Annotated in this window: 19 protein-coding genes; 10 read left to right on the top strand and 9 right to left on the bottom strand. The window is 48.3% G+C overall.

Features of this window, described 5'->3' with window-relative positions; all coding sequences use genetic code 11:
- Positions 1 to 122 precede the first annotated feature (122 nt).
- The 3 genes from H141_RS0112155 to H141_RS0112145 all read right to left on the bottom strand — a co-directional run bounded on the left by H141_RS0112155 (position 123) and on the right by H141_RS0112145 (position 2118).
- Entirely contained in the window at positions 123 to 689 is a 567-nt protein-coding gene (locus H141_RS0112155) for a type 1 glutamine amidotransferase domain-containing protein (RefSeq protein WP_019676548.1), read from the bottom strand.
- 266 nt (positions 690 to 955) lie between these two features.
- On the bottom strand, positions 956 to 1618 hold the full coding sequence (locus H141_RS0112150; protein ID WP_019676547.1) for a GNAT family N-acetyltransferase: 663 nt from the start codon (positions 1616 to 1618) through the stop codon (positions 956 to 958).
- 77 nt (positions 1619 to 1695) lie between these two features.
- Positions 1696 to 2118, bottom strand: coding sequence for a hypothetical protein (locus H141_RS0112145; RefSeq protein WP_019676546.1), 423 nt, complete (start codon positions 2116 to 2118; stop codon positions 1696 to 1698).
- A 114-nt stretch (positions 2119 to 2232) separates the two neighbouring features.
- On the opposite strand from H141_RS0112145, the gene H141_RS0112140 reads away from it, so the two are divergent.
- On the top strand, positions 2233 to 3231 hold the full coding sequence (locus H141_RS0112140) for an SMP-30/gluconolactonase/LRE family protein (protein WP_019676545.1): 999 nt from the start codon (positions 2233 to 2235) through the stop codon (positions 3229 to 3231).
- 18 nt (positions 3232 to 3249) lie between these two features.
- Here the strand turns inward: H141_RS0112140 and H141_RS0112135 are convergent, their stop codons facing one another.
- Positions 3250 to 4782, bottom strand: a complete 1533-nt coding sequence (locus H141_RS0112135; RefSeq protein WP_026349417.1) for a methyl-accepting chemotaxis protein — start codon at positions 4780 to 4782, stop codon at positions 3250 to 3252.
- Positions 4783 to 4998: 216 nt separating this feature from the next.
- On the opposite strand from H141_RS0112135, the gene H141_RS0112130 reads away from it, so the two are divergent.
- Positions 4999 to 5295, top strand: coding sequence for a high-potential iron-sulfur protein (locus H141_RS0112130; RefSeq protein ID WP_019676543.1), 297 nt, complete (start codon positions 4999 to 5001; stop codon positions 5293 to 5295).
- 51 nt (positions 5296 to 5346) lie between these two features.
- On the opposite strand, the gene folM is transcribed toward H141_RS0112130, so the two are convergent.
- The 5 genes from folM to H141_RS0112105 all read right to left on the bottom strand — a co-directional run bounded on the left by folM (position 5347) and on the right by H141_RS0112105 (position 10799).
- The gene (gene folM, locus H141_RS0112125; protein ID WP_019676542.1) at positions 5347 to 6114 is read right to left on the bottom strand and encodes a dihydromonapterin reductase; all 768 of its coding nucleotides are present in this window, start codon (positions 6112 to 6114) and stop codon (positions 5347 to 5349) included.
- 46 nt (positions 6115 to 6160) lie between these two features.
- Entirely contained in the window at positions 6161 to 8074 is a 1914-nt protein-coding gene (locus H141_RS0112120) for a putative bifunctional diguanylate cyclase/phosphodiesterase (RefSeq protein WP_019676541.1), read from the bottom strand.
- 93 nt (positions 8075 to 8167) lie between these two features.
- The gene (gene arsJ, locus H141_RS0112115) at positions 8168 to 9376 is read right to left on the bottom strand and encodes an organoarsenical effux MFS transporter ArsJ (RefSeq protein WP_019676540.1); all 1209 of its coding nucleotides are present in this window, start codon (positions 9374 to 9376) and stop codon (positions 8168 to 8170) included.
- A gap of 42 nt (positions 9377 to 9418) precedes the next feature.
- Positions 9419 to 10435 (bottom strand): ArsJ-associated glyceraldehyde-3-phosphate dehydrogenase, encoded by a 1017-nt coding sequence (locus tag H141_RS0112110; RefSeq protein WP_019676539.1) that lies wholly within the window; start codon positions 10433 to 10435, stop codon positions 9419 to 9421.
- Positions 10436 to 10454: 19 nt separating this feature from the next.
- The gene (locus H141_RS0112105) at positions 10455 to 10799 is read right to left on the bottom strand and encodes a metalloregulator ArsR/SmtB family transcription factor (protein ID WP_019676538.1); all 345 of its coding nucleotides are present in this window, start codon (positions 10797 to 10799) and stop codon (positions 10455 to 10457) included.
- A gap of 176 nt (positions 10800 to 10975) precedes the next feature.
- Here H141_RS0112105 and H141_RS0112100 point away from each other — a divergent pair, with 176 nt between their 5' ends.
- The 8 genes from H141_RS0112100 (at position 10976) to H141_RS0112065 (ending at position 20217) form a co-directional block, all read left to right on the top strand.
- A complete protein-coding gene (locus H141_RS0112100; RefSeq protein WP_019676537.1) occupies positions 10976 to 11668 on the top strand; it encodes a phosphate signaling complex PhoU family protein in 693 nt (230 codons plus the stop codon).
- Positions 11669 to 11889: 221 nt separating this feature from the next.
- Positions 11890 to 12111 carry a hypothetical protein gene (locus H141_RS0112095; protein WP_019676536.1) on the top strand — a complete coding sequence of 74 codons (222 nt, stop codon included), beginning with the start codon at positions 11890 to 11892 and terminating at the stop codon, positions 12109 to 12111.
- A gap of 155 nt (positions 12112 to 12266) precedes the next feature.
- Positions 12267 to 13898 carry a methyl-accepting chemotaxis protein gene (locus H141_RS0112090; RefSeq protein WP_019676535.1) on the top strand — a complete coding sequence of 544 codons (1632 nt, stop codon included), beginning with the start codon at positions 12267 to 12269 and terminating at the stop codon, positions 13896 to 13898.
- A 110-nt stretch (positions 13899 to 14008) separates the two neighbouring features.
- The gene (locus H141_RS0112085; RefSeq protein WP_019676534.1) at positions 14009 to 15037 is read left to right on the top strand and encodes a substrate-binding domain-containing protein; all 1029 of its coding nucleotides are present in this window, start codon (positions 14009 to 14011) and stop codon (positions 15035 to 15037) included.
- A gap of 169 nt (positions 15038 to 15206) precedes the next feature.
- Positions 15207 to 16604: a phosphate ABC transporter permease subunit PstC gene (gene pstC, locus H141_RS0112080; RefSeq protein WP_019676533.1), complete on the top strand. Its 1398-nt coding sequence runs from the start codon at positions 15207 to 15209 to the stop codon at positions 16602 to 16604.
- Between the two features lie 3 nt (positions 16605 to 16607).
- Positions 16608 to 17999: a phosphate ABC transporter permease PstA gene (pstA, locus tag H141_RS0112075; RefSeq protein WP_019676532.1), complete on the top strand. Its 1392-nt coding sequence runs from the start codon at positions 16608 to 16610 to the stop codon at positions 17997 to 17999.
- Between the two features lie 68 nt (positions 18000 to 18067).
- Positions 18068 to 18853 (top strand): phosphate ABC transporter ATP-binding protein PstB, encoded by a 786-nt coding sequence (pstB, locus tag H141_RS0112070; protein ID WP_019676531.1) that lies wholly within the window; start codon positions 18068 to 18070, stop codon positions 18851 to 18853.
- A 254-nt stretch (positions 18854 to 19107) separates the two neighbouring features.
- Positions 19108 to 20217, top strand: coding sequence for an OprO/OprP family phosphate-selective porin (locus tag H141_RS0112065; protein WP_019676530.1), 1110 nt, complete (start codon positions 19108 to 19110; stop codon positions 20215 to 20217).
- Positions 20218 to 20278: the final 61 nt, after the last annotated feature.

The raw sequence follows: 20278 nt of genomic DNA, 5'->3' as shown, positions 1-20278 counted from the left end.
GCTCAAACGTTCGCTTGTTGTGGTACAACTTATCGTTTCTGATAACACAAACCATGGGTTGGCTTATGTTATTAGTGCGCGGCATTATGAAGAACTGGTAATCATTAAAAATTTACTAGTGATCAACCATGATGGCGACCTTCCCGCACTTCTTCCAGCAGCTTTTTGTTAAAAGCCGGTAAGTCATCCGGGGTGCGGCTGGTAACCAGGCCTTTATCTACCACCACCGGCTCGTCTACCCAATCGGCGCCGGCATTCTTCAAATCGGTACTGATACTGCCAAACGACGTGACCCTGCGACCTTTTAGTACACCTGCTTCTGCCAGCAACCAGGGGCCATGACAAATGGCTGCTACCGGCTTATTAGCGTTGGCGCTGAAAAAGCCCCGAATAAAGTTGATTGCCTGCTTATCCTGGCGCAGTGTATCCGGGTTAATTAAACCGCCAGGAAGCACCAGACCGTCGTAGTACTCCGCTTTAACATCATCGAGAATTTTATCTACGGTGACATCTTCAGCCCAATTCTTACCAGACCAGCCAGTAATAGTGCCTGCCTTTTGCGATACAATATCTACTTTGGCACCGGCGTTGATTAGGGCATTACGTGGTGAGGTCAGTTCACTTTGTTCAAAGCCGTCGGTTGCTAAGATAGCGACTTTTTTACCCGCAAGGGGTTTTGGTTCGTTCATAGTTTATCTCCTGTCGATTTCAGTTTGGTTGTCGGATTTGACAATGTGTAAAACTTATACAAGCCGTGCGGTAAAACTTACCTGCAGAGGTTGCTGAGAATAACGCTTGAGCTTAGTGCTTAAATATCATCCAGCCGGTTAGCAGCTGGCATCATCTGCCGGGCTTGCTGTTGCTCCAGATCATCCAGGACGAAGTGTTAACAAGAGATTATGCAAGGATAGGACCAGCAACTGGCTGGCGCAGTCATTGCTATACTTAGTGGCAGCTACTTATTTTTAAAGTAGGTCAGTCTTGAATGGATATAATTGCGGCATAAGGCTGCCTCAGGATAGTTTTCCGGTATCTCAGCGGTTTCCTGTTCGTGGTGGTAGATCACAAAACCTGCTTTTTGATAGGTAGCCAGTGCGGCCGGATGATCGGCGGAGCAGGTATGAACCCAGATTTTATTATTGCTATCAGTATTGTTACTACCGCCAGTTATGTTGGTAGCTAACCACTGTTGGGCCAGGGCAATAGCCGCTTGCGCCAGTTTCGGGCCCAGGCCGCGGCCGGTAAAGGCAGGCAATAGGCCAAAAAACTTAAGTTCGACACTGGCCGCTGTGTCTGCAGAGGGTAGGGTGAGGTGTTGACCACACTCGTCAACAGGCGGGTGCTGGTTAAGTTCAATAAAGCCGGCTGGGGCGCCCCTCTGATACAAAACCCAGGTACGAACCGATTCTTTACTAAGGTAACTCAGCCATTGCTGATAATCCCAACTAAGCCGGCTGAACCACTGCCAGTGATTACCCACTGCGGTAAATAAAAACTGGCTTAGCTCCGGGCTGGGGATAGTCGCCTCCATTAACAGGCAGTCTGCCGGCCAGCCGGGTAAAGCCTGGGGCGCGCCCTGATAGTGCAGATACCAGGTTGTAATAGCATTGTCTGACATAGCTTGGACTTCTTGATAAAAGACATGCCATGCTAGCAAAGCGGCAACCAACGGTAAATGATCACCGTCGGGGTCTACTACACTTTACTCAAGTCAAATTGGTTGCTAGCCACGTTAAATCCTTCGCTGGCCAGCCAGTCCAGTGCTGCTTGTTGTTCAGTGAACTCTTGCTGGCGATAGGTCGGGCTGGAAACCGGGTTCATTTTATCCAGCTGATACTGCTTCAGCATATTCTCCTGGTACACCTTAGCTGTGCACACCAGTTTGTGCGCCATCGCCCAGTGTGTTAAGTCCAGAATGATGGGTTCTACTTCCGGGGTGCCGAGTATCCAGTCATCAAGTAATAATATGTGTGCCCAGGGTTCGTGGTACAGCTTTTTCACGGTGTCTCTAACGCAGCTGCAATAATCGCGGGCCGTGATTACATCCCAGCCACCAGCGGCATAGGTGAAAATGACCTGGTTGTCCTGCCGGACAGTAAAGTGACCACGATAACTCATAAAAGTACCTCAGGTTGCCTGACAACGTGATGGCCCGGACTATAGTTATAGTTAACTTTTGTCATTTCGAACACTTTAGCTGTTGCCAGAGTTGCAAATAAAGGAGGTATTCAGATGCAAGTAAGGGTAATTTTGGGCTTAGTGTTGGGGTTATCCGGCGCGTTATCTTATGGCCAGTTGCCGCAGCAACCGGTAAAGGTGCTGCAGCCAGCAATGCTGAATTTAATTGCAGCTGATGCTGAGCTGGAAATGCTGGCCGAAGGCTTCAGTTGGGCAGAAGGGCCGGTTGTTGAGCCGGACAGCGGCGATATTTTATTTTCAGATGTGCCCACTAATCAGGTATTCCGCTGGAACGACACGGCTGGGTTAACGGTGTATCTGGCACCATCGGGTTATACCGGCCTGCATCCGGATGATAACCCACAGCAAGGGGCTAATGGTCTTATTTTTAACCAGCAACAACAATTAGTGCTGGCCCAGCATGGTGATCGACGTCTGGCACTACTAACTGGCATTGATGACGGCCAGCCACAGTATCAAACACTGGTAAATCAGTATCAGGGTAAGTTATTTAATAGTCCTAATGATCTGGTGCAGCACAGTGGAGGTGCTTATTATTTTACTGATCCACCTTACGGTTTAAGGGGTGGCGATGCATCCGGCCAGAAGCAGTTGTCGGTAAATGCGGTATACCGGCTGGCCACGGATGGCATAGTCAGTGTAGTAGCGGCTAACCTGAACAGACCAAATGGCCTGGCGTTTTCCCCCGATGAAAAATGGCTTTATGTGGCTAATTCAGAGCGAAGCGCTGCACAGTGGTGGCGCTATCCGGTAAACGCTGATGGCAGCCTGGGGCCGGCAGAGTTGTTGTTCGATGCCACCCGTTACACCAAAACCAGTCGCGGCTTACCCGATGGCTTAAAAGTATTGCCATCGGGCCATATTCTGGCCACCGGGCCGGGCGGGGTATGGGTGTTTAATGCTGAAGGCGTTCATCTTGGTACTATTGAAACCGGGGTAGCGGCAGCAAATGTCGCATTGGCTGCAGACAACCGCTATCTGTATATTACCGCCACCAACTATTTACTGCGAATAGCGTTGCTACCGCAGTAATAAAGTAAATGCAGGGCTTCAGCGTTTAAAGCCAATTCTGAAGCCACCCCAGTGTTTGCCGTTGACATAAATAGGTACTGATAAATCGTGCAGTATTTCGCCGGTGTCACGTTTATAAGTTTGTAATAGCATCTCCTCAGTATTGCTGCCACAGCGGCTACCGGTTCTGTCAGCGAAAATGCGTTTACTGCGATTAGCCAGTAAGTCTTTACTATAGTCACCGCTGAGCGGTTGGCTGAATTTTTTATTGTGGGTTGGAAAATAACCTTTACGATCAACAGCTCCGGCATACAATACCTGGTTATGCCGGCCTAAGATAGGTTCCTGTACCTGCGGAAACACCTGATCAGTGTAGCTATCGTAAGCGGTGTGAAATTTTTGCGGATTAGTATTGGCTATCGGCTGATAGTCTTTGCCAAACAATTGTTGTTCAGTGAATTTGCCACTGGTTATACCTTGCTGCAGCAAGCCGGCTATTGCTGCAGCAGCCTGCCGGGCTTCCTCCAGAATAGGGCTGTAAAAGCTCTGATGCTCCAGCTGACTGAGCTCCCGGTATATGCTTTCAGTTTCCGTTGATAAATCAATAGCCTGGTTGGCAATGCTGTTGCCTTTTTGTTCTATCGCATTCAGGCCGCCGCTAACATTACTGATCGCCTGGGTTATCGCAGTGCTGGTTTGTGCTAAGCGGGTACCAGCGTGCTCCAGTTGGGCACTGGCTGCAGCTGCCTGGCCAATTTCGTTGTTGATACTGGTAAAACCGGTAGTGACCTGCTGCAGTTGTTGTTGAACCTCACTGCTTTTATTAACCAATAAGGCCATTTGATCAGCCGTCTGGCCGCTTTGCTGGCGAATCTCTGCCAGCATTTTAGCAATATCGGCGGTGGCACCCGAGGTTTTGCTGGCCAGCGCCCGCACTTCTTCAGCTACTACAGCAAAGCCACGGCCCTGCTCTCCGGCCCGGGCGGCCTCAATTGCGGCATTCAGTGCCAGCAGGTTTGTTTGGTCGGCGACGCTATTGATCACCTCAGTGATCCGTTGAATATTATCGGCAGAGTTACGTAGTTGCTCCAGTTCTTCTGCAGAGTGACTGACAGAACTGGCCAGCTGCTCCAGACTGATAACGCTACTGCCGAGTTGCTGATCAGCCTGCTGACAGGCACTGGCTGTTTGCTGAATGCTCTTATTCAACGTTTGCAGGCTGTCATTCAGTTGGCTGCTGGTATGACTTAATTCGCTGCTGCTATCGGCAATCTGGCTGCTGTTTTGGGCGCTGAGTTTAATCTCACTGTTCAGGCTGTCAATAAAAAAGGATACTTCAGCTGAGCCAATAGCCAGTTTAGAGGTAGATACCTCAATTTTACTGATATCAAGCCTGGGTTGGGGTGGTGCAGGGGTGGCTGTCGCCGCCGGTCGCAGGCTATAATGCAGCCAGCCAAAATAGCCCAGCAACACCAGTACCAGTACAATACTACTTAATATACTGGCACTGCTTAACCAATAGCCAACAAGCAGGACCAGCAATAATCCAAGGTTAACTAGCAAAAGCAACATAGTAGCTCCGGAATATGCACTATCATTAAGCTGCTTATTACTTAAACAACTTTTTAATAAAACAACTATGGCAGAAATATCGGGCCGGTAAAGCATTACCGGCTATGCTGATACTAAAGTCTAGAATGTTATTTGTACTAATTAGTTGATGTCCGTCAAAACCGGCGGCTACTTTAAGCAGTATTATAATAATCATCAAATGCAGGAGAGTGATTTATGAGTAACTTGAATCGTCGCACGTTTTTTAAAATATCGGCCGGAACAGTCATCGGTATTACCACTGGTGGTGTCAGTCTCAGCGCCTTGGCAGCTGAGCAGCTGAAACTGGATGACCCGCTTGCAGCGGCTATGCGTTACACCCATAAATCAGAAGTAGAGGGGCAAATTTGCGGCAATTGTAATTTGGTCCAGGGTGAAGATGGCAAGCAATGGCGGCCTTGTGCTATTTTCCCTGGCAAACTGGTTGCCAATGAAGGCTGGTGTGCAGCCTGGGTTAAAAAAGTTGCAGCCTAACAGCAGCTGTTAACAAAAAAACGGCCCGCGGGCCGTTTTTTTGTTATTTAATCAGGGCAGCTTTAAATGGCGGCCCCCATCGACGGCAAGCACCCTGCCGGTAATGTACTTGCTGTTCAACAGATACAAAATGCTTTGCAGTACTTCATCAGGGCCCGGTTCAATAGCCAGCAATGACTTTGCCAGCGCTTTTTTACGATAGGCCTCGTCATCGCTTTCATTAAACATTAATAGCGCCGGTGCTATGGCGTTTACCTTAATGTCTGGAGCCAACTGGCGTGCCAGCGACAAGGTCAGATTTTCCAGTGCAGCTTTCGAGGCAGCATAGGCCTGATGTTTGCTGCTGCCGACGCTGGCAACAAAGTCGGTCAGGTGAATAATGTCGGCTCCGTTGGGGCTGGCCAGCAACTTAGGCAATAAGGCACGGTTTAGCAGATAAGGCGCCCGGGCATGGATTTGCTGCATTGCATCGAATACCTGCGCATCCTGCTGCAACTGCTCCGGTAATGATTGTGCTGTTAACTCCTGCTGCATCGGCAAATCTGCTTGCCAGCTGGAAGCATTATGAATAATGGCCCGGATAGCAGGGTAAGGTGCCAGCGCTTTAATAAAGGCGGCCATACTTTCCAGCTCAGTAAAATCGGCAGCGACACAATGTGCCCCGGCTTGTTGCAACGCCGTAATGCCGGCGGTCAGTTTACGGTAACTTACCAGCAGCTGATAGCCCTGCTGTAACAGGGCGCTAGCGCAATATAAGCCGACCCGTTGGCCAGCACCGGTGATAACAATAAGGCCTTTTGATGAGTAAGCTTTGTTCATAAGCAACTTATAGCGTCAAAATAAAACAGACTATACGCAACTGAGCTTAATCAGGTTTGGATTTTCTGGCTTCATTCATTAATTCGGCACTGACATAGCCCAGAAAGTCACTTTCAGGTAATGCTTGGGCCCAGAAAAACCCCTGCCCCTCATCACATCCCAGCAGGGCCAGCTGGGCAGCGGTTGCGCTGTCTTCAATGCCTTCCGCTACGGTTTTAAGGCCGAGGCTTTTACTCATCTGAATAATAGCCCGCACCAGCGGTTCGTCCCGCTCTGATAAGCAAAGTGACAAGATAAAAGATTTATCAATTTTCAGCCGGCTGGCATTAAACCGGCGTAAATAACCCAGGTTAGAGTAACCGGTGCCAAAGTCATCGATGGAGAAGCGGATCCCCAGTTGATGTAAAGCCGCCAGTTGTTTGGCAATATTGTCACCTTCTCCAATAAGTAACGACTCGGTTAACTCCATTTCCAGTGCACGGGCAGGCAGGGCTGCAGCGGTAAGCGCCTGTTGTACTTGTTGCTCCAGTTTGCCATCACGGAACTGGACATATGATAAATTAACCGCGATGGTCAAATCATACCCTTGCTGATGCCAGCGGCTGCAAGCCAGGCACGCTTGCTGTAACACCCATTCGCCAATTTCGACTATCAGGCCACTGCTTTCGGCCAGCGGAATAAACTCATCCGGGCTAATCATGCTGCCATCGGCCTGAGGCCAGCGCAGCAGAGCCTCTGCACCGATGATCCGTTGATCACTTAGTTGCAGTTTGGGCTGAAAGTATAGCTGGAATTCGTTTTTCTTTAATGCCTTGCGCATAAGTTGCAACAGGTTAAATTTGTCAATACTGGCCTTGTTTAATTCATCATGGTAAAAACGATAAACATTGCGGCCATCGGCTTTTGCCTGGAACATAGCCATGTCGGCATGTTTGCATATTTCACTGAACTCCTTGCCATCGTCCGGAGCAATAGCAATGCCGACTGAGCCTGAAATTTCTATCTGATTTTGCATAATAAAAAACGGTGCAGTGGTTTGCTGCAACAAGGCGCTTGCTCTGGCTGCCAACTGCTCGTTACTGCTGAATCCGGGTACCAGCAATAAAAACTCATCGCCACCAAACCGACATAAAATATCGTTTTCAGCCAACTGATTTTCCAGTCGCCGGGCCAGTTGTTGCAATAGTAAATCGCCGGCAGCATGGCCCAGCGAATCATTAACCGGTTTAAAATTATCTAAATCTAGAAATAGTACGGCCAGCCGTTGAGCGTTAGCCAGACATTCACCATACAGACGTTGAAAATGTTGCTGGCAGTAAACCCGGTTCGGCAAGGCAGTAAGCGGGTCGTGTAACGCCAAATGCTCAATATGAGCCTGGCTTTGCTTCACCCGGTGGTTCTCACTCTGCAGCGAGCACATAAGCTGTTTCTGGTCACGATACAATAAATACACGCAACCGCCGGTAACCAGTAAAATAGCGCTAATAAACACGAAGTGCGCGGCACTGATAGTCGGTATAACGGGCGGCACAATGCCACTGATTGCCAGGTATGTCAGCAAAGCACAGAAAGCCAGCATAAAGCTGATTAGTGAAAAGAACAGCTTGCTGTTGCCGAGCATGGCCGCAAATACCAGCACGCCGGGATAGCCCAGCAGGGCTAAATCGCGAATACCTCCGGAAATAAAAGCCAATGCCGACAGCATTAAGCACATCGCCCACAGCAACATATAGGTTGCGGCAACCAGCCGGCGTTGATATGCCAGCACAGCGGCAAAAGCGAGGGCAAAACAGCCGCTCAGCAACACCCACTTAGTGCTGCCGGCTGCAACCGCTACGGCCAACACCAGGCCAAACAAAGTGAGTACTGTTATTTGCAGTAAACGTTTAGTTCGCAGCTTGTCCAGCTGGTTGGGGTGGCTAACAACGGATGTTTGAGTAAGATCTGGCTTATCCGGCATTCAAGTCGATACTACACATTTATCGGGTTATTTTACTGTAGCTGTTTTTTTTAAGTTGTGCGAGTTGCCGGAAAACTTACCTTAAATAGGGTGCTAAGCGTGTTTCGCTTTTGGTAGCGTGCTTGAAATGAACACCGTAACTACCAACATGGCACTGGATACCCACAGGCAAGTTATTAAACCCGCGCTCTGATAAAGCCAGCCCGATAGCACGGTGCCCAATAGCCGGCCCATGGCATTGGCCATATAGTAGAAACCAACATCCATCGATACCCCATCGCTTTTGGCATAGCTGACAATTAAATAGCTGTGTACTGAAGAGTTAACCGCAAACACCGCGCCAAACAGCAGTAGTCCGCCCAGTAGTGCCAATTCAACCTGCCAGTTGGCTGTCAGCGCAATAGCAATCAGTCCCGGAATAGCGCATAGCAGCAGTGCCCATATGGTCACGGTTTTACCATCAGGTATTTTGCTATTACCCAGTAGCAGCGGCGCGATACTTTGGACGCCGCCATAGCCTATTACCCACAGCGCTAAAAAGCCGCCGACAGTCCAGTGGTCCCAGCCCAGCTGGCTGGCAAGGAAAAGTGGCAGGGCAATAACAAACCAGACATCACGGGCGCCGAATAACAACATGCGGGCCGCCGATAAAATATTGATGGCCCGGCTTTTAGACAACATTTCATTGAACTTAGGTTTAGCACTGCTTTTACCTAAATCCTGCTTTAACTTGATTAAACTCAACAGCCAGACCAGCGATAACATTACCGCCATACTCATAATAGCAAGCTGAAACCCAAATAAACTCAGTAATAAACCGCCGATAAAGAAGCCCAGGCCCTTAAGCGCGTTTTTAGAGCCGGTTAGCAGCGCTACCCATTTAAACAAGGTGCCTTGTGCCTCGCTGGACACCAGCATTTTAATGCTGCTTTTGGCGCTCATTTTATTTAAATCTTTGGCAATGCCTGATAATGCCTGTGCTGTCATTACCCAGGGTACAATCAAATACTCAGCGGGTAACAGCAGCATCGACAGAGCGATAATTTGCAAAAACAAGCCAATGTTCATGGTTTTGTTTAAACCAATTCGCGCCCCCAGCCAGCCACCGACCAGGTTGGTAATAACGCCAAAAATCTCATAAAACAAAAACAGCATGGCAATGCTCAGGCCGCTATAGCCCAGGCTGTAAAAATGCAGCACCACCAGCATCCGCAGCGCGCCATCGGTCAGGGTAAAGGCCCAGTAATTGCCTGTTACCAGTAAATACTGGCGTACTGCGGGTGAAAGATTAGCTAGAACCATGCTGTGCTCGGTTTTTCAGGATTATTATCAGCGGGCAGATGCTCAGGCCGTGGCCTGATCCTGCAAGCCCACCATTTTCGCCAGCTCTACTGTGCGGTTGGCGTAGCCCCACTCGTTATCGTACCAGGCATAAATTTTCAGCTGAGTACCGTTAATAACCATGGTGCTAAGCGCATCAATAATGCTGGAGCGTGGGTCGGTTTTATAATCAATCGATACCAGTGGCCGGGTTTCATAGCCCAGAATATCTTTCAGCTCACCTTCTGCTGCTGCCTTAAACATGGCGTTAACTTCTTCGGCCGTCGTCGCGCGCTCTACTTCAAAGACACAGTCAGTTAAAGAGGCGTTAGTCAGCGGCACCCGCACGGCATGGCCATTTAAGCGGCCTTTTAGTTCCGGAAAAATTTCAACAATGGCGGTGGCCGAGCCGGTCGTGGTTGGAATTAAACTGCTGCCACAGGCCCGGGCCCGGCGTAAGTCTTTGTGCGGGGTGTCCATAATACTTTGGGTGTTGGTTAAACTGTGAATCGTGGTAATAGAACCATGCTTGATACCCAGTTGTTCGTGGATCACTTTAACCACGGGTGCCAGGCAATTGGTGGTGCAGCTCGCTGCTGTTACTATCTGGTGTTTGCTTTTATCGTACAGCTGATGATTAACACCCATTACCACATTTAAGGCGCCGGCTTCTTTTACCGGTGCGCTCACTACCACCCGTTTTACCCCTTGCTTAAGATAATCCTGCAGTACAGCAACGGTTTTCATTTTACCAGAGGCTTCAATGACTAAGTCGCAGCCTGACCAGTCAGTGTCGCTGATGGCTTTATTGTGGCTTACCTTAATGGTTTTGCCATTAATCACCATATTGCTGCCCTCGGCGCTGGCATTATGGCGCCAGATACCATGCACTGAGTCAAAATTCAGCAGATGGGCATGGGTAGCCGCATCAGCGGCCGGGTCGTTAATTTGCACAAACTCCAGCTCAGGCCAGTCGAATGCTGCACGTAGCGCAAGGCGGCCAATGCGGCCAAAACCGTTAATACCAACTTTAATGCTCATGTCATGTTCCTTATATAATTTAACAGCAGCCTTGCTCAGCAGGCCGGTTTGATACCAGAGTAAGTTGTTGCTGGCAAGGTGCCAGATAGGACTGGTTTGCCAGTAAAGTTTGTTGCAGTACCTGATGTGCCCATGCCGGTAGCTGTGGGTGCAATGAATAAAACACCCACTGGCCGCTGCGTCTGTCCTGCAAAATATTGGCAGCGCGCAGCTGGGCTAAATGGCGCGAAATTTTTGGTTGGCTTTGCTCCAGCGCGGTCATCAGCTCACAGACGCATAACTCTTGCTGTGTAGTTATTAACAGCAAGCATTTTAAGCGGGTGTCATCGGCTAACGCTTTATAAAATACTAAGGGTGACAGCATAGTAGTCAGAACCAGTGGAGTGAAATATACGATTTATCATATATTCATTTTTTCATATGTCAATCTGCTTAGCTACGGATCAGCTTAACGACAAACTGGAGTGAGTAAGCTTATCTTTACCCCGGACAGGCACAGCGCTAAGATGCCGGGCATAAACATCGCACAAGGAAAATAATATGTCGGACCACAGCCAACAGGGCTTCAGCGCTGAAATGGCACAAGCCAGACATCGCTTGCAGGCTATCAGCAGCCTGGCATTACAACAATTTGAGCAGGCATTAATGGCTTATCGTGATAAAGATGCCGCTCTGGCGCAGCAAGTACTGAGTCAGTTACAACGAGCTCACGATTTTGAGTTGGCAATGGACGACCACTGTCTCGATATGTTGAGCCATACATCAAGCGATCGCGATTTAAGGCTGGTGCTGGCGCTATTAAAAGCGATCAGTGATCTGGAGCAAATTTGTAATCAAAACGCTCAGATTGCGCAGCAGGTGTTACTAAGCTCAGTAACATCGCCAACGGTAACACAGCTGCAGGCGATCAGTACCCTGGCCGGGCCGGTTGGAAATATGCTGGCGCTGACACTTTCGGCATTGCAACAACTCAGTGTTGCGCAAGCTGAGCAAGCGATCAGTCTGGCACCCACAGTTAATCAATGCTATGGCGCTATTTTGCGCAGCAACCTGGCCAGTAGCGACGTTAAGGTACAGCAGATGGATGCTGTATTAGGGGTCAATTGGGTCGCCAGAGCCCTGGAACGGATTTCAGAGCATAGTGTTAATCTGGCCAAACAAGCTGTGTTTATGGCCAGAGTAAGCAGTGGTCAGTCATCGCGGGTTGAACTGCAACCGCGGCGCCCTCGTTAACGCCTGCTCAGGCCTCAAAACTAACAATTAACAATTATGTAAAAAAGATTGCTGTAATATGACAGTGCGCTTATTGCCGACACCTTGAAAATTCCTTTAAAAACAATATGATAAAAGAATAAAAAATTATTTCCAACCTTCACTAAACTGTAATAAAAATATGCTAGACAGCTGACGTTGTGCTGACTATAGTCTGGGTAAGACGTAGCAGGAGTACAACCATGAAAATGAATAAAAAACACCTAGTAACAGCGTTAGCAGCATTTACAATTATCGGTTTAAGCGGTTGCTCGAGCCTGAGTCAGCAGCAGTACACTTATGTGGTAGACAATGATCGGCTGACAGAAGCAAATAGTTTAACCCGCACATCAAAGCACACCGGGCATGTAGTCTGGTTAAATCCGCCAACGAAGCGCGTAGCGGTAATTAAAGATGAAAAATAAGCCTACAGGCTAATTCTAAAAAACCACCAGTCAGGTGGTTTTTTTATGCGCTGGCCAGAGCTCAGCCAATTCTGAATGCAGACGCCCGCGCTTGTCATAAAAATGTCACTTACCGTAGGTACGATAAATCAGTTAATGCTGCCAGGGATCCCGCTATGTTGTCTAAACTGAATATTTCCCAACGTATTTTATTACTCGGCCTGCTACCACTGTTACTGTTGGCACTGGTGCTGGCAGCGAGTTTCTGGGCTGCCCAAACCAAAGATAAATTATTTCATCAATTATATGACCAGCACCTGGTGATCTTGTCTGATGTAATGAGTGCTCAGAAACTTATTCAGCAGCAAGGTTTGATTGAGATCCGTAAGTATCGGACAGGTTGGGCTTCTGCTGAAAATACCCGGACTACCGTATTGGCGCAGATGGAACAGGCGCAGCTGCATTGGCAGAGTTTCACCGCAAAACGGCCACAGCTTGAGCAGGAAAATGGTTACCAGGCGCTGGACGAGGCGTTCGCCAGCTCTATTAAGCAATACGAAGAATGGTTGTCATTTGCTGGCAGTGACGCGTTACTGGTTCGTATTTTAAATGAGTCAACTATTAATGGTGAAATTGAACGCAGGATAACCAGCTTCGCCGATTTGGCTGATGCCTTTATTCAGCAGCAAATTGCTGCGGCCGCAGTAGTGCGTGATCAGTCGGTGAACTTTACTGACATGCTGGTAAAAGTTTACTTGTTTGGTGGTTTATTGTTGCTGCTGGCAATTGCTGGCCTGGTAATAGCAATTCAGCGGTCTGTGGCAGTACCCCTAAATGGTTTACGTAGTTTGTTGCTGCAAGTCGCTCAACAATCAGATCTTCGCTTACGGGCAAGTGACCAGGGTAAAGATGAGATTGCCCAGGCGGCTCAGGCATTAAATACCATGTTGCAGTCTTTTGCGGAGCTAATCCGCAAACTCGGTGCCAGTGCTGAAGCATTAAGTCAGCAGTCAGAGCAGGTCTCTGCCGTGAGCGAGGAAGTCAGCAATGGTTCAGCCCGTCAGACCGAGCAGGTTAGTCAGGTTGCTGCGGCCGTTGAACAAATGAGTATGGCGATTCGTCAGGTTGCAGAAAATGGCCGCAGCGCTGCCAGCCGTGCTGAGCAGGCCGAACAGTATAGTCATGACGGCAGCCTGGTTGCGGCCAGCAGCATGGCCACGACTGAGCAGCTAGAGCAAAAAATGTTGCAAGCCAGTCAGGTTATCAGCCAGTTACAACAGGACAGTAGCCAAATATCCAGCGTGCTGGAGGTGATCCGGAAAATTTCAGAGCAAACCAATCTGCTGGCGCTCAATGCGGCAATAGAAGCTGCCCGTGCCGGTGAGGCGGGGCGGGGGTTTTCAGTGGTAGCTGATGAAGTGCGTATGTTGTCTGCCAATACCCAACAAGCGACGGAGTCAATCCGCACCATGATAAGCCAATTACAACAGCAAGCCGATTCAGCGGTAGCAGCGATGGAGCAAGCTGCAATCCAGGCCAGCGAAAGCGTAGGTCAATCGCGCCAGACTGATCAAATGTTTCAGCAAATTGCAGGTGCGGTAAAACAAATTGTGCAATTAAATGCAGAGATTTCTGTGGCAACGGACGAACAGCAACAGGTCGCAACTGCCATTGCTGACAGCATTACTATGTTGAACGATGACATCCGCCAGCTTAACAGTGGCGCGGAGCGCTCATCAAATGCCAGCGAGCAATTAAACATCTTGGCAAAACAACTGTCACAGCGTTGTCAGGCGTTTAAAGTTTAGCGAATAACCACTTTAGCTGCCGTGGTTAAAGATGATTGTCATATTACTGCAATAAAAGTATCGCATAATGGTCTACATTAAATGCATATCTTTAGCCGAGGATTTACCAAATGAAAATGAATAAGCTAACTAAACTGATTGTAGCTTCAGCCGTCAGCCTGGCGTTTGCAGGCCAGGCCCATGCAAATCGCGATACTGTGCAGGTAGCAGGTTCATCAACCGTACTGCCGTTTTCTTCTATCGCTGCTGAAGAATTTGGCAACAATTTTGCCCAGTTTCGCACTCCGGTAGTAGGTTCTGGTGGGTCGTCTGGTGGCCTGCGTCAGTTCTGTCAGGGTGTGGGTACTAACACCATTGATATTGCTAACTCATCGCGGCAGATTCGCCCGGCAGAAGTGGCAGCCTGTAAAGAGAACGGCGTTAAAGAAATAATCGAAGTTAAAATTGGCTACGATGGTATCGTTTTTGCCTCGCGGATTGACGCTGGTATTTTTAAATTAAAACCTAAACATGTGTTTCTGGCTCAGGCGGCGCAAGTGCCACAAAACGGTAAAATGGTAGCTAACCCTTATACCAACTGGCAGCAAATTGATAAGTCTCTGCCAGACCAGACAATTTTACTGGCCATCCCTGGTTCAAACCACGGTACCCGTGAAGTTTACGAAGAAAAAGTGATTATCGACGGTTGTACAACCTTTGCTGAAGTTCAGGCGTTACCTAAAGCTGAGCAAAACAACTTTTGTTTAGCAATGCGTACCGATGGCAGCGTAGTAGAAATTGCTGGTGACTACACTGAGACTCTGGCCCGGCTGCAAGCTCAGAAAAATGCCCTGGGGGTGTTTGGTTTAAGTTTCTATGAAGCTAACCGCGACCGGATTAAAGTGGCAACTGTTAATGACGTTGAGCCGACAGTTGATAACATAATTGCAGGCGTGTACCCGGTTTCCCGCCCACTGTTTTTCTATGTAAAAGGTGAGCACATTGGTGTTATCCCCGGTTTAAAAGAGTTTGCAGAATACTTTGTCTCTGATGCAGCCTCTGGATTTGGCAGTCCGTTAGAAGCCGCAGGCTTAATTCCGCTTGATGACGACGAGCGTGCGACTATACTGGCAAATATCCGCGCCAAAAAATCGCTGTAACGGCTGCAGCACAGTAATTTAAAGAAGAGGGCCAGCAGGTCCTCTTTTTCTGTTTCAGAAATATGACAGTGATTGTAATAAAACTGCAATATGTGCGCGTTAAGCTTGCGCGGCTTTTAAAGAAGTATATATCCCCGTGGGATAACCCGGATTGGTGAATGGAGCAAGCATGAGTAATTTTTCGTTAATTGTACTGCTGCTGGCATTGATGGCGATAGGCTATCAGCTTGGCATGGTGCGCAGTCGCAAGGTGGCGACAGTTAACCCGCAGCAAAAAATGCACTCCAGGCCTCATCATTACGGCATGATGGTCGGCTTGTGGGCAGTTATCCCGGCTTTCTTCATTCTGGTACTGTGGACACTTTTGTCCCCCGGGGTGATTAACGGTATGGTGGCTGCCCAGTTGCCTGCAGAAGCGTTAGCCGCAGAAGGGTTAACTGCCGATGTGATTATGCGCCGGATCAGCAATCTTGCTACTAATTTTGGTGTGGTGGCAGAAGCTGAGCAGTGGGAGCTGGCCGCTGCTGCGTATATGCAACAATTACAAACGAGTAGTGCGTTACTGTTAACTGGTCTGATGGCAGCGATAGCCGCAGCGGGTTTGTTTTTCAGTTTTAAACGCATTCAGCCTCATTTGCGGGCGCGCCATCAAATCGAACGCACCGTTAAAGCCGTGCTTATAATCTGCTCCACTGTTGCCATTTTAACCACTATCGGCATTGTGCTATCAATGGTGGGTGAAACCATCAAGTTCTTCAGTTTTATACCGCCAGCAGATTTTTTCCTGGGTACGACTTGGAACCCACGCTTTTCGACGACAGGCGTCGCTGAAGGTTCACTGACCGGAAGTCAGGGAAGTTTTGGCTTGCTGCCGTTGCTTTCAGGTACGATGATGATTGCGGGTATCGCGTTGCTGGTCGCAATTCCCCTTGGTTTAATGGTCGCGATTTACCTGGCAGAATATGCACCGGCCAGCTTTCGCGCGACGGCGAAACCCATTATTGAAGTCCTTGCTGGTATTCCCACTATTGTTTACGGCTTCTTCGCACTGGTAACGGTGGGGCCATTTTTAGCCGATTTTGGCGCCAGTATTGGCCTGACTATCCGGGCGACGTCTGCACTGACAGCCGGTGTGGTAATGGGCATTATGATTGTACCTTTTATCTCATCGTTGTCAGATGACATTATTACTCAGGTGCCAAAGGCACTCAGGGATGCATCGCTTGGCCTGGGTGCGACCAAATCTGAAACCATTCGCAAAGTGGTACTTCCTGCTGCGCTGCCTGGCATAGTGGGTGCGGTGCTGCTTGCTGCCAGTCGGGCTATTGGTGAAACCATGATTGTGGTGCTGGCAGCGGGCAACAGCCCGACATTGACTGCCAATCCCTTTGAGGCCGTGTCGACGATAACGGTGTCTATCGTTAACCAACTAACCGGCGACAACGACTTTGCCAGCCCTCAGACCCTGGTCGCTTTTGCATTGGGCTTAACCCTGTTTGTCATTACCTTGCTGCTGAATATTGTAGCGTTGGTTGTTGTGCGTAAATATCGGGAACAATACGAGTAACTTATGACTGATAACAAACTGAGCTCCACCGACAAAGATGTCGCTGTTGAACCGGTGTTACTAAGTAAAACCCAGCAACAAGTGGCGGCGTCACTGGCTCGTCGGCACCGTCAGGAAAAGCTGTTTAAAGGCGTTGGTCTGGGCGCTGTCATTATTAGCCTGACCCTGGTCGCTATTTTGTTTGTTAATATTTTTGCCAAAGGTGTCCCTGCATTCTGGCAGGCGCACATTACGCTTGATATTTACTTTGACCCTGAAGTGATTAGTATCAGCGAAAAACCAGTGCAAGGTGCGGATGAAACAGACAATGAATTTCGGCAGCGTTTTATTGAATGGCAAACTGAAGTGGGCATGGTTAACTTTAACCGCTTAATTCTGGATGGCCTGAATAAGGTCATACCGGAAGCTCAAGAGCGCCAGTATCGTCGTGACGCAGCGCGGATAGTGACCTCAGGTGAGCGCTACGCCGTACGCGATATGGTAATAGAAAACCCCGAAATCATTGGCCAGACCAAAACGGTAAATTTGCTTACTGATGCGAATATTGATGTCTGGTTAAAAGGTAATATTGACCGCAGTCTGCCTGACTCGCAGCAGCAGCTTAGCCCGAAAGTACGGGAATGGGTTGAAATGCTGTCAGCGCAGGGCATTATTGAAAATCGCTTTAGTTTTGCCTTGTTTATGAATCCCGACTCCCGCAGTTCGCCAGCATCTGCTGGCCTGGCGGGTGCTTTTGTCGGTTCGTTATATATGATGCTGGTGGTGATTTTTCTGGCGGTACCAATGGGCGTTGCCGCCGCCATTTATCTGGAAGAGTTTGCGCCCAAAAATAAATTCACCGACTTAGTGGAGGTGAATATTAATAACCTGGCTGCGGTGCCGTCCATTGTATTTGGCTTATTGGGTGCATCGGTGTTTATCGGCTGGTTTAAACTGCCGATGTCGGCACCCATTGTTGGCGGCCTGGTATTAAGCTTAATGACCTTACCTACCGTGATTATTGCCACACGCTCTACCTTAAAGGCCATTCCGCCATCCATTCGCCAGGCAGCTTTAGGGCTGGGGGCGTCTAAAATGCAGGCTGTTTTTCATCATGTGTTGCCACTGGCTATCCCGGGTATTCTTACTGGCGCCATCATTGGTGTGGCCCAGGCTTTAGGTGAGACAGCACCATTATTACTTATTGGCATGAAGTCTTTTGTCGCACAAATACCGGCCGGCCCGTTCGAGCAATCGACCGCCTTACCAGTACAAATATATTTGTGGCAGGGCAATGAGCTTCGTAACTTTTTTGAAGCCCGTACTTCTGCCGCCATTATCGTATTGCTGGCGTTGATGTTGACATTAAACGGGCTAGCCATCTGGCTGCGTAAAAAATATGAAAAGCGCTGGTAGGTCTGACGCGCAGCGCAGCCAACTCCAGAAAATTAACTGAATAAGTGGTAACTACGGCGGATTTAGCGATGACAGCGATTGAGACAAACAGCATTGGCAAGGTAAAAATGACAGCACGTGATGTCAGGGTTTTTTACGGCGACAATGAAGCTATCCATGGTGTTGATCTGGATGTAATGGAAAACGAAGTTATTGCCTTTATCGGCCCTTCAGGTTGCGGCAAATCAACGTTTTTACGTTGTTTAAACCGGATGAACGATACCATTGATATCTGCCGGGTAACCGGCAGTATTAAGATGGATGGCCGCGATATCTATGACCCGTCACTGGACGTTGTACAATTGCGCGCTCAGGTTGGCATGGTATTTCAAAAGCCGAACCCGTTTCCAAAATCAATTTATGAAAATATTGCTTATGGCCCGCGCTTACATGGCCTGGCCAGTCGCAAGTCAGAGCTGGACGATGTGGTGGAGTCCAGTTTACGCCGCGCTGGCTTATGGAATGAAGTGAAAGATCGGCTGGATCAGCCTGGCACCGGCTTATCCGGTGGCCAGCAGCAGCGGTTATGTATCGCCCGCAGTATCGCGGTCAGCCCGGACGTGATACTAATGGATGAACCGTGTTCGGCGCTTGACCCTATTGCAACTTCTATTATTGAAGAACTGATTGATGAGTTAAAGCAAAACTTTACTATCGTTATCGTTACTCACAATATGCAACAGGCCGCCCGGGTCTCAGACCGCACTGCGTTTTTCCATCTGGGTGATTTAATAGAAATTGGTGCCACCAACGAAGTCTTTACCAACCCTATTAATAAGCGAACTGAAGATTATATTACCGGGCGCTACGGTTGAGATCGTTGCGATGTCAAAAGCGCTAAAAAAGGGAGCATTCGCTCCCTTTCTGTTATTTTATTATAGACTTGGCTATCTGACTAAACTGATTAATACTTCCTATAGTGATGGTAGTAGCATGCTGTGTATAGACAGTCATAAAAACATCATTTTAGCGTCATAAAAATGCCACGCTGTCATTAAAGTGTCATTAAGCTGAAATATACTCTCTCGGTAAACATTAGTTACATCTTTAACCTTCAAAAGGAATAGTAATGAACTCAATGAGCAAAATCACTGTTGCGATACTTTCGGCCTCAATTGCCGGAAACGTTCTGGCGGCAGATATTGAAGTAGAACCACGAGGTCGCCTGCACCTCGATGCTGGGTTTGTCAATGATGACCAAACAGAATTTGGTAATGGCGTTAATGTTCGTCGGGGCCGCATGGGATTACAAGGTAATTTCTCATCAGATTGGCGCTTTGTCATCGAATATGATTTTGCTGAAGGTGGTGACGCGAGTGCTACCGATGTAAACCTGCGGACAAAATTCGCCGGTGGTTCATTGACTATAGGCCACCAACGGTTGCCGTTTAGCCTTAATACCCTGACGAGTTCAAACTCTATGACTTTTATGGAGCGGGCAAGTGGTTCAACAGTGATTACGCCTGACCGTAAGTTAGGCGTTCGTTTTGATAAAACCTTTGGTGATATTACTTCAGGCTCGATGGCTTTTGGCAGAACCATGAATACTGAAAGCGATGCTGGAAAGGACGACAGCATGGGCCTGGCGCAACGTCTGGTTTATCACCCCAAAATCGATAATATTCAGTACCACTTTGGTGCGGCAGTGGTGTATCAGGATTTAGGCGACTATAACAGCTTGCGTTTTCGGGACCGCCCTGAGTTAAGAATTGATCCGGCCATTCGTCTTATCGACACCGGAACGCTCAATAACGTTGATAATCTGATCACTACCGGACTGGAGTTTGCAGCAATTAATGGCGCGTGGTCATTTGAAGCTGAAGCATTATCAGTGAATACATCCTCTGCAGTGCAGGATCTTAGCTTTAGCGGATACCACATGCAGGCAAGTTATGTGATAACTGGAGAATCGCGTTCATACAAAAACGGCTCATTCAGTGGTATTAAACCAAGCTCAGCAAAAGGCGCAATTGAAGTTGCCGCCAGATACTCTGTTACTGACCTTAATGACGGTGTTGTTATGGGTGGCGAGCAGAAAAATCTGACCGTTGGCGTTAACTATTACTTAAGTAGTAATATTCGTTTTATGAGTAATATTGTGTATACTGATGTTGATACAGCTTCAGGTATCAATGAGGAGCCTATAGGTTTTGGAGTTAGGGCTCAATATCACTTTTAAAAAATTAACTATTCAGAAAAACCCGGTTTAAACCGGGTTTTTTTCATCTTTAATCATTTAC

It is taken from the genome of Arsukibacterium perlucidum DSM 18276 (assembly GCF_000382165.1).
In the GTDB taxonomy this organism is placed as follows: Bacteria; Pseudomonadota; Gammaproteobacteria; order Enterobacterales; family Alteromonadaceae; genus Alishewanella; species Alishewanella perlucidum.
This window is presented reverse-complemented; position numbering and strand designations above follow the sequence as displayed.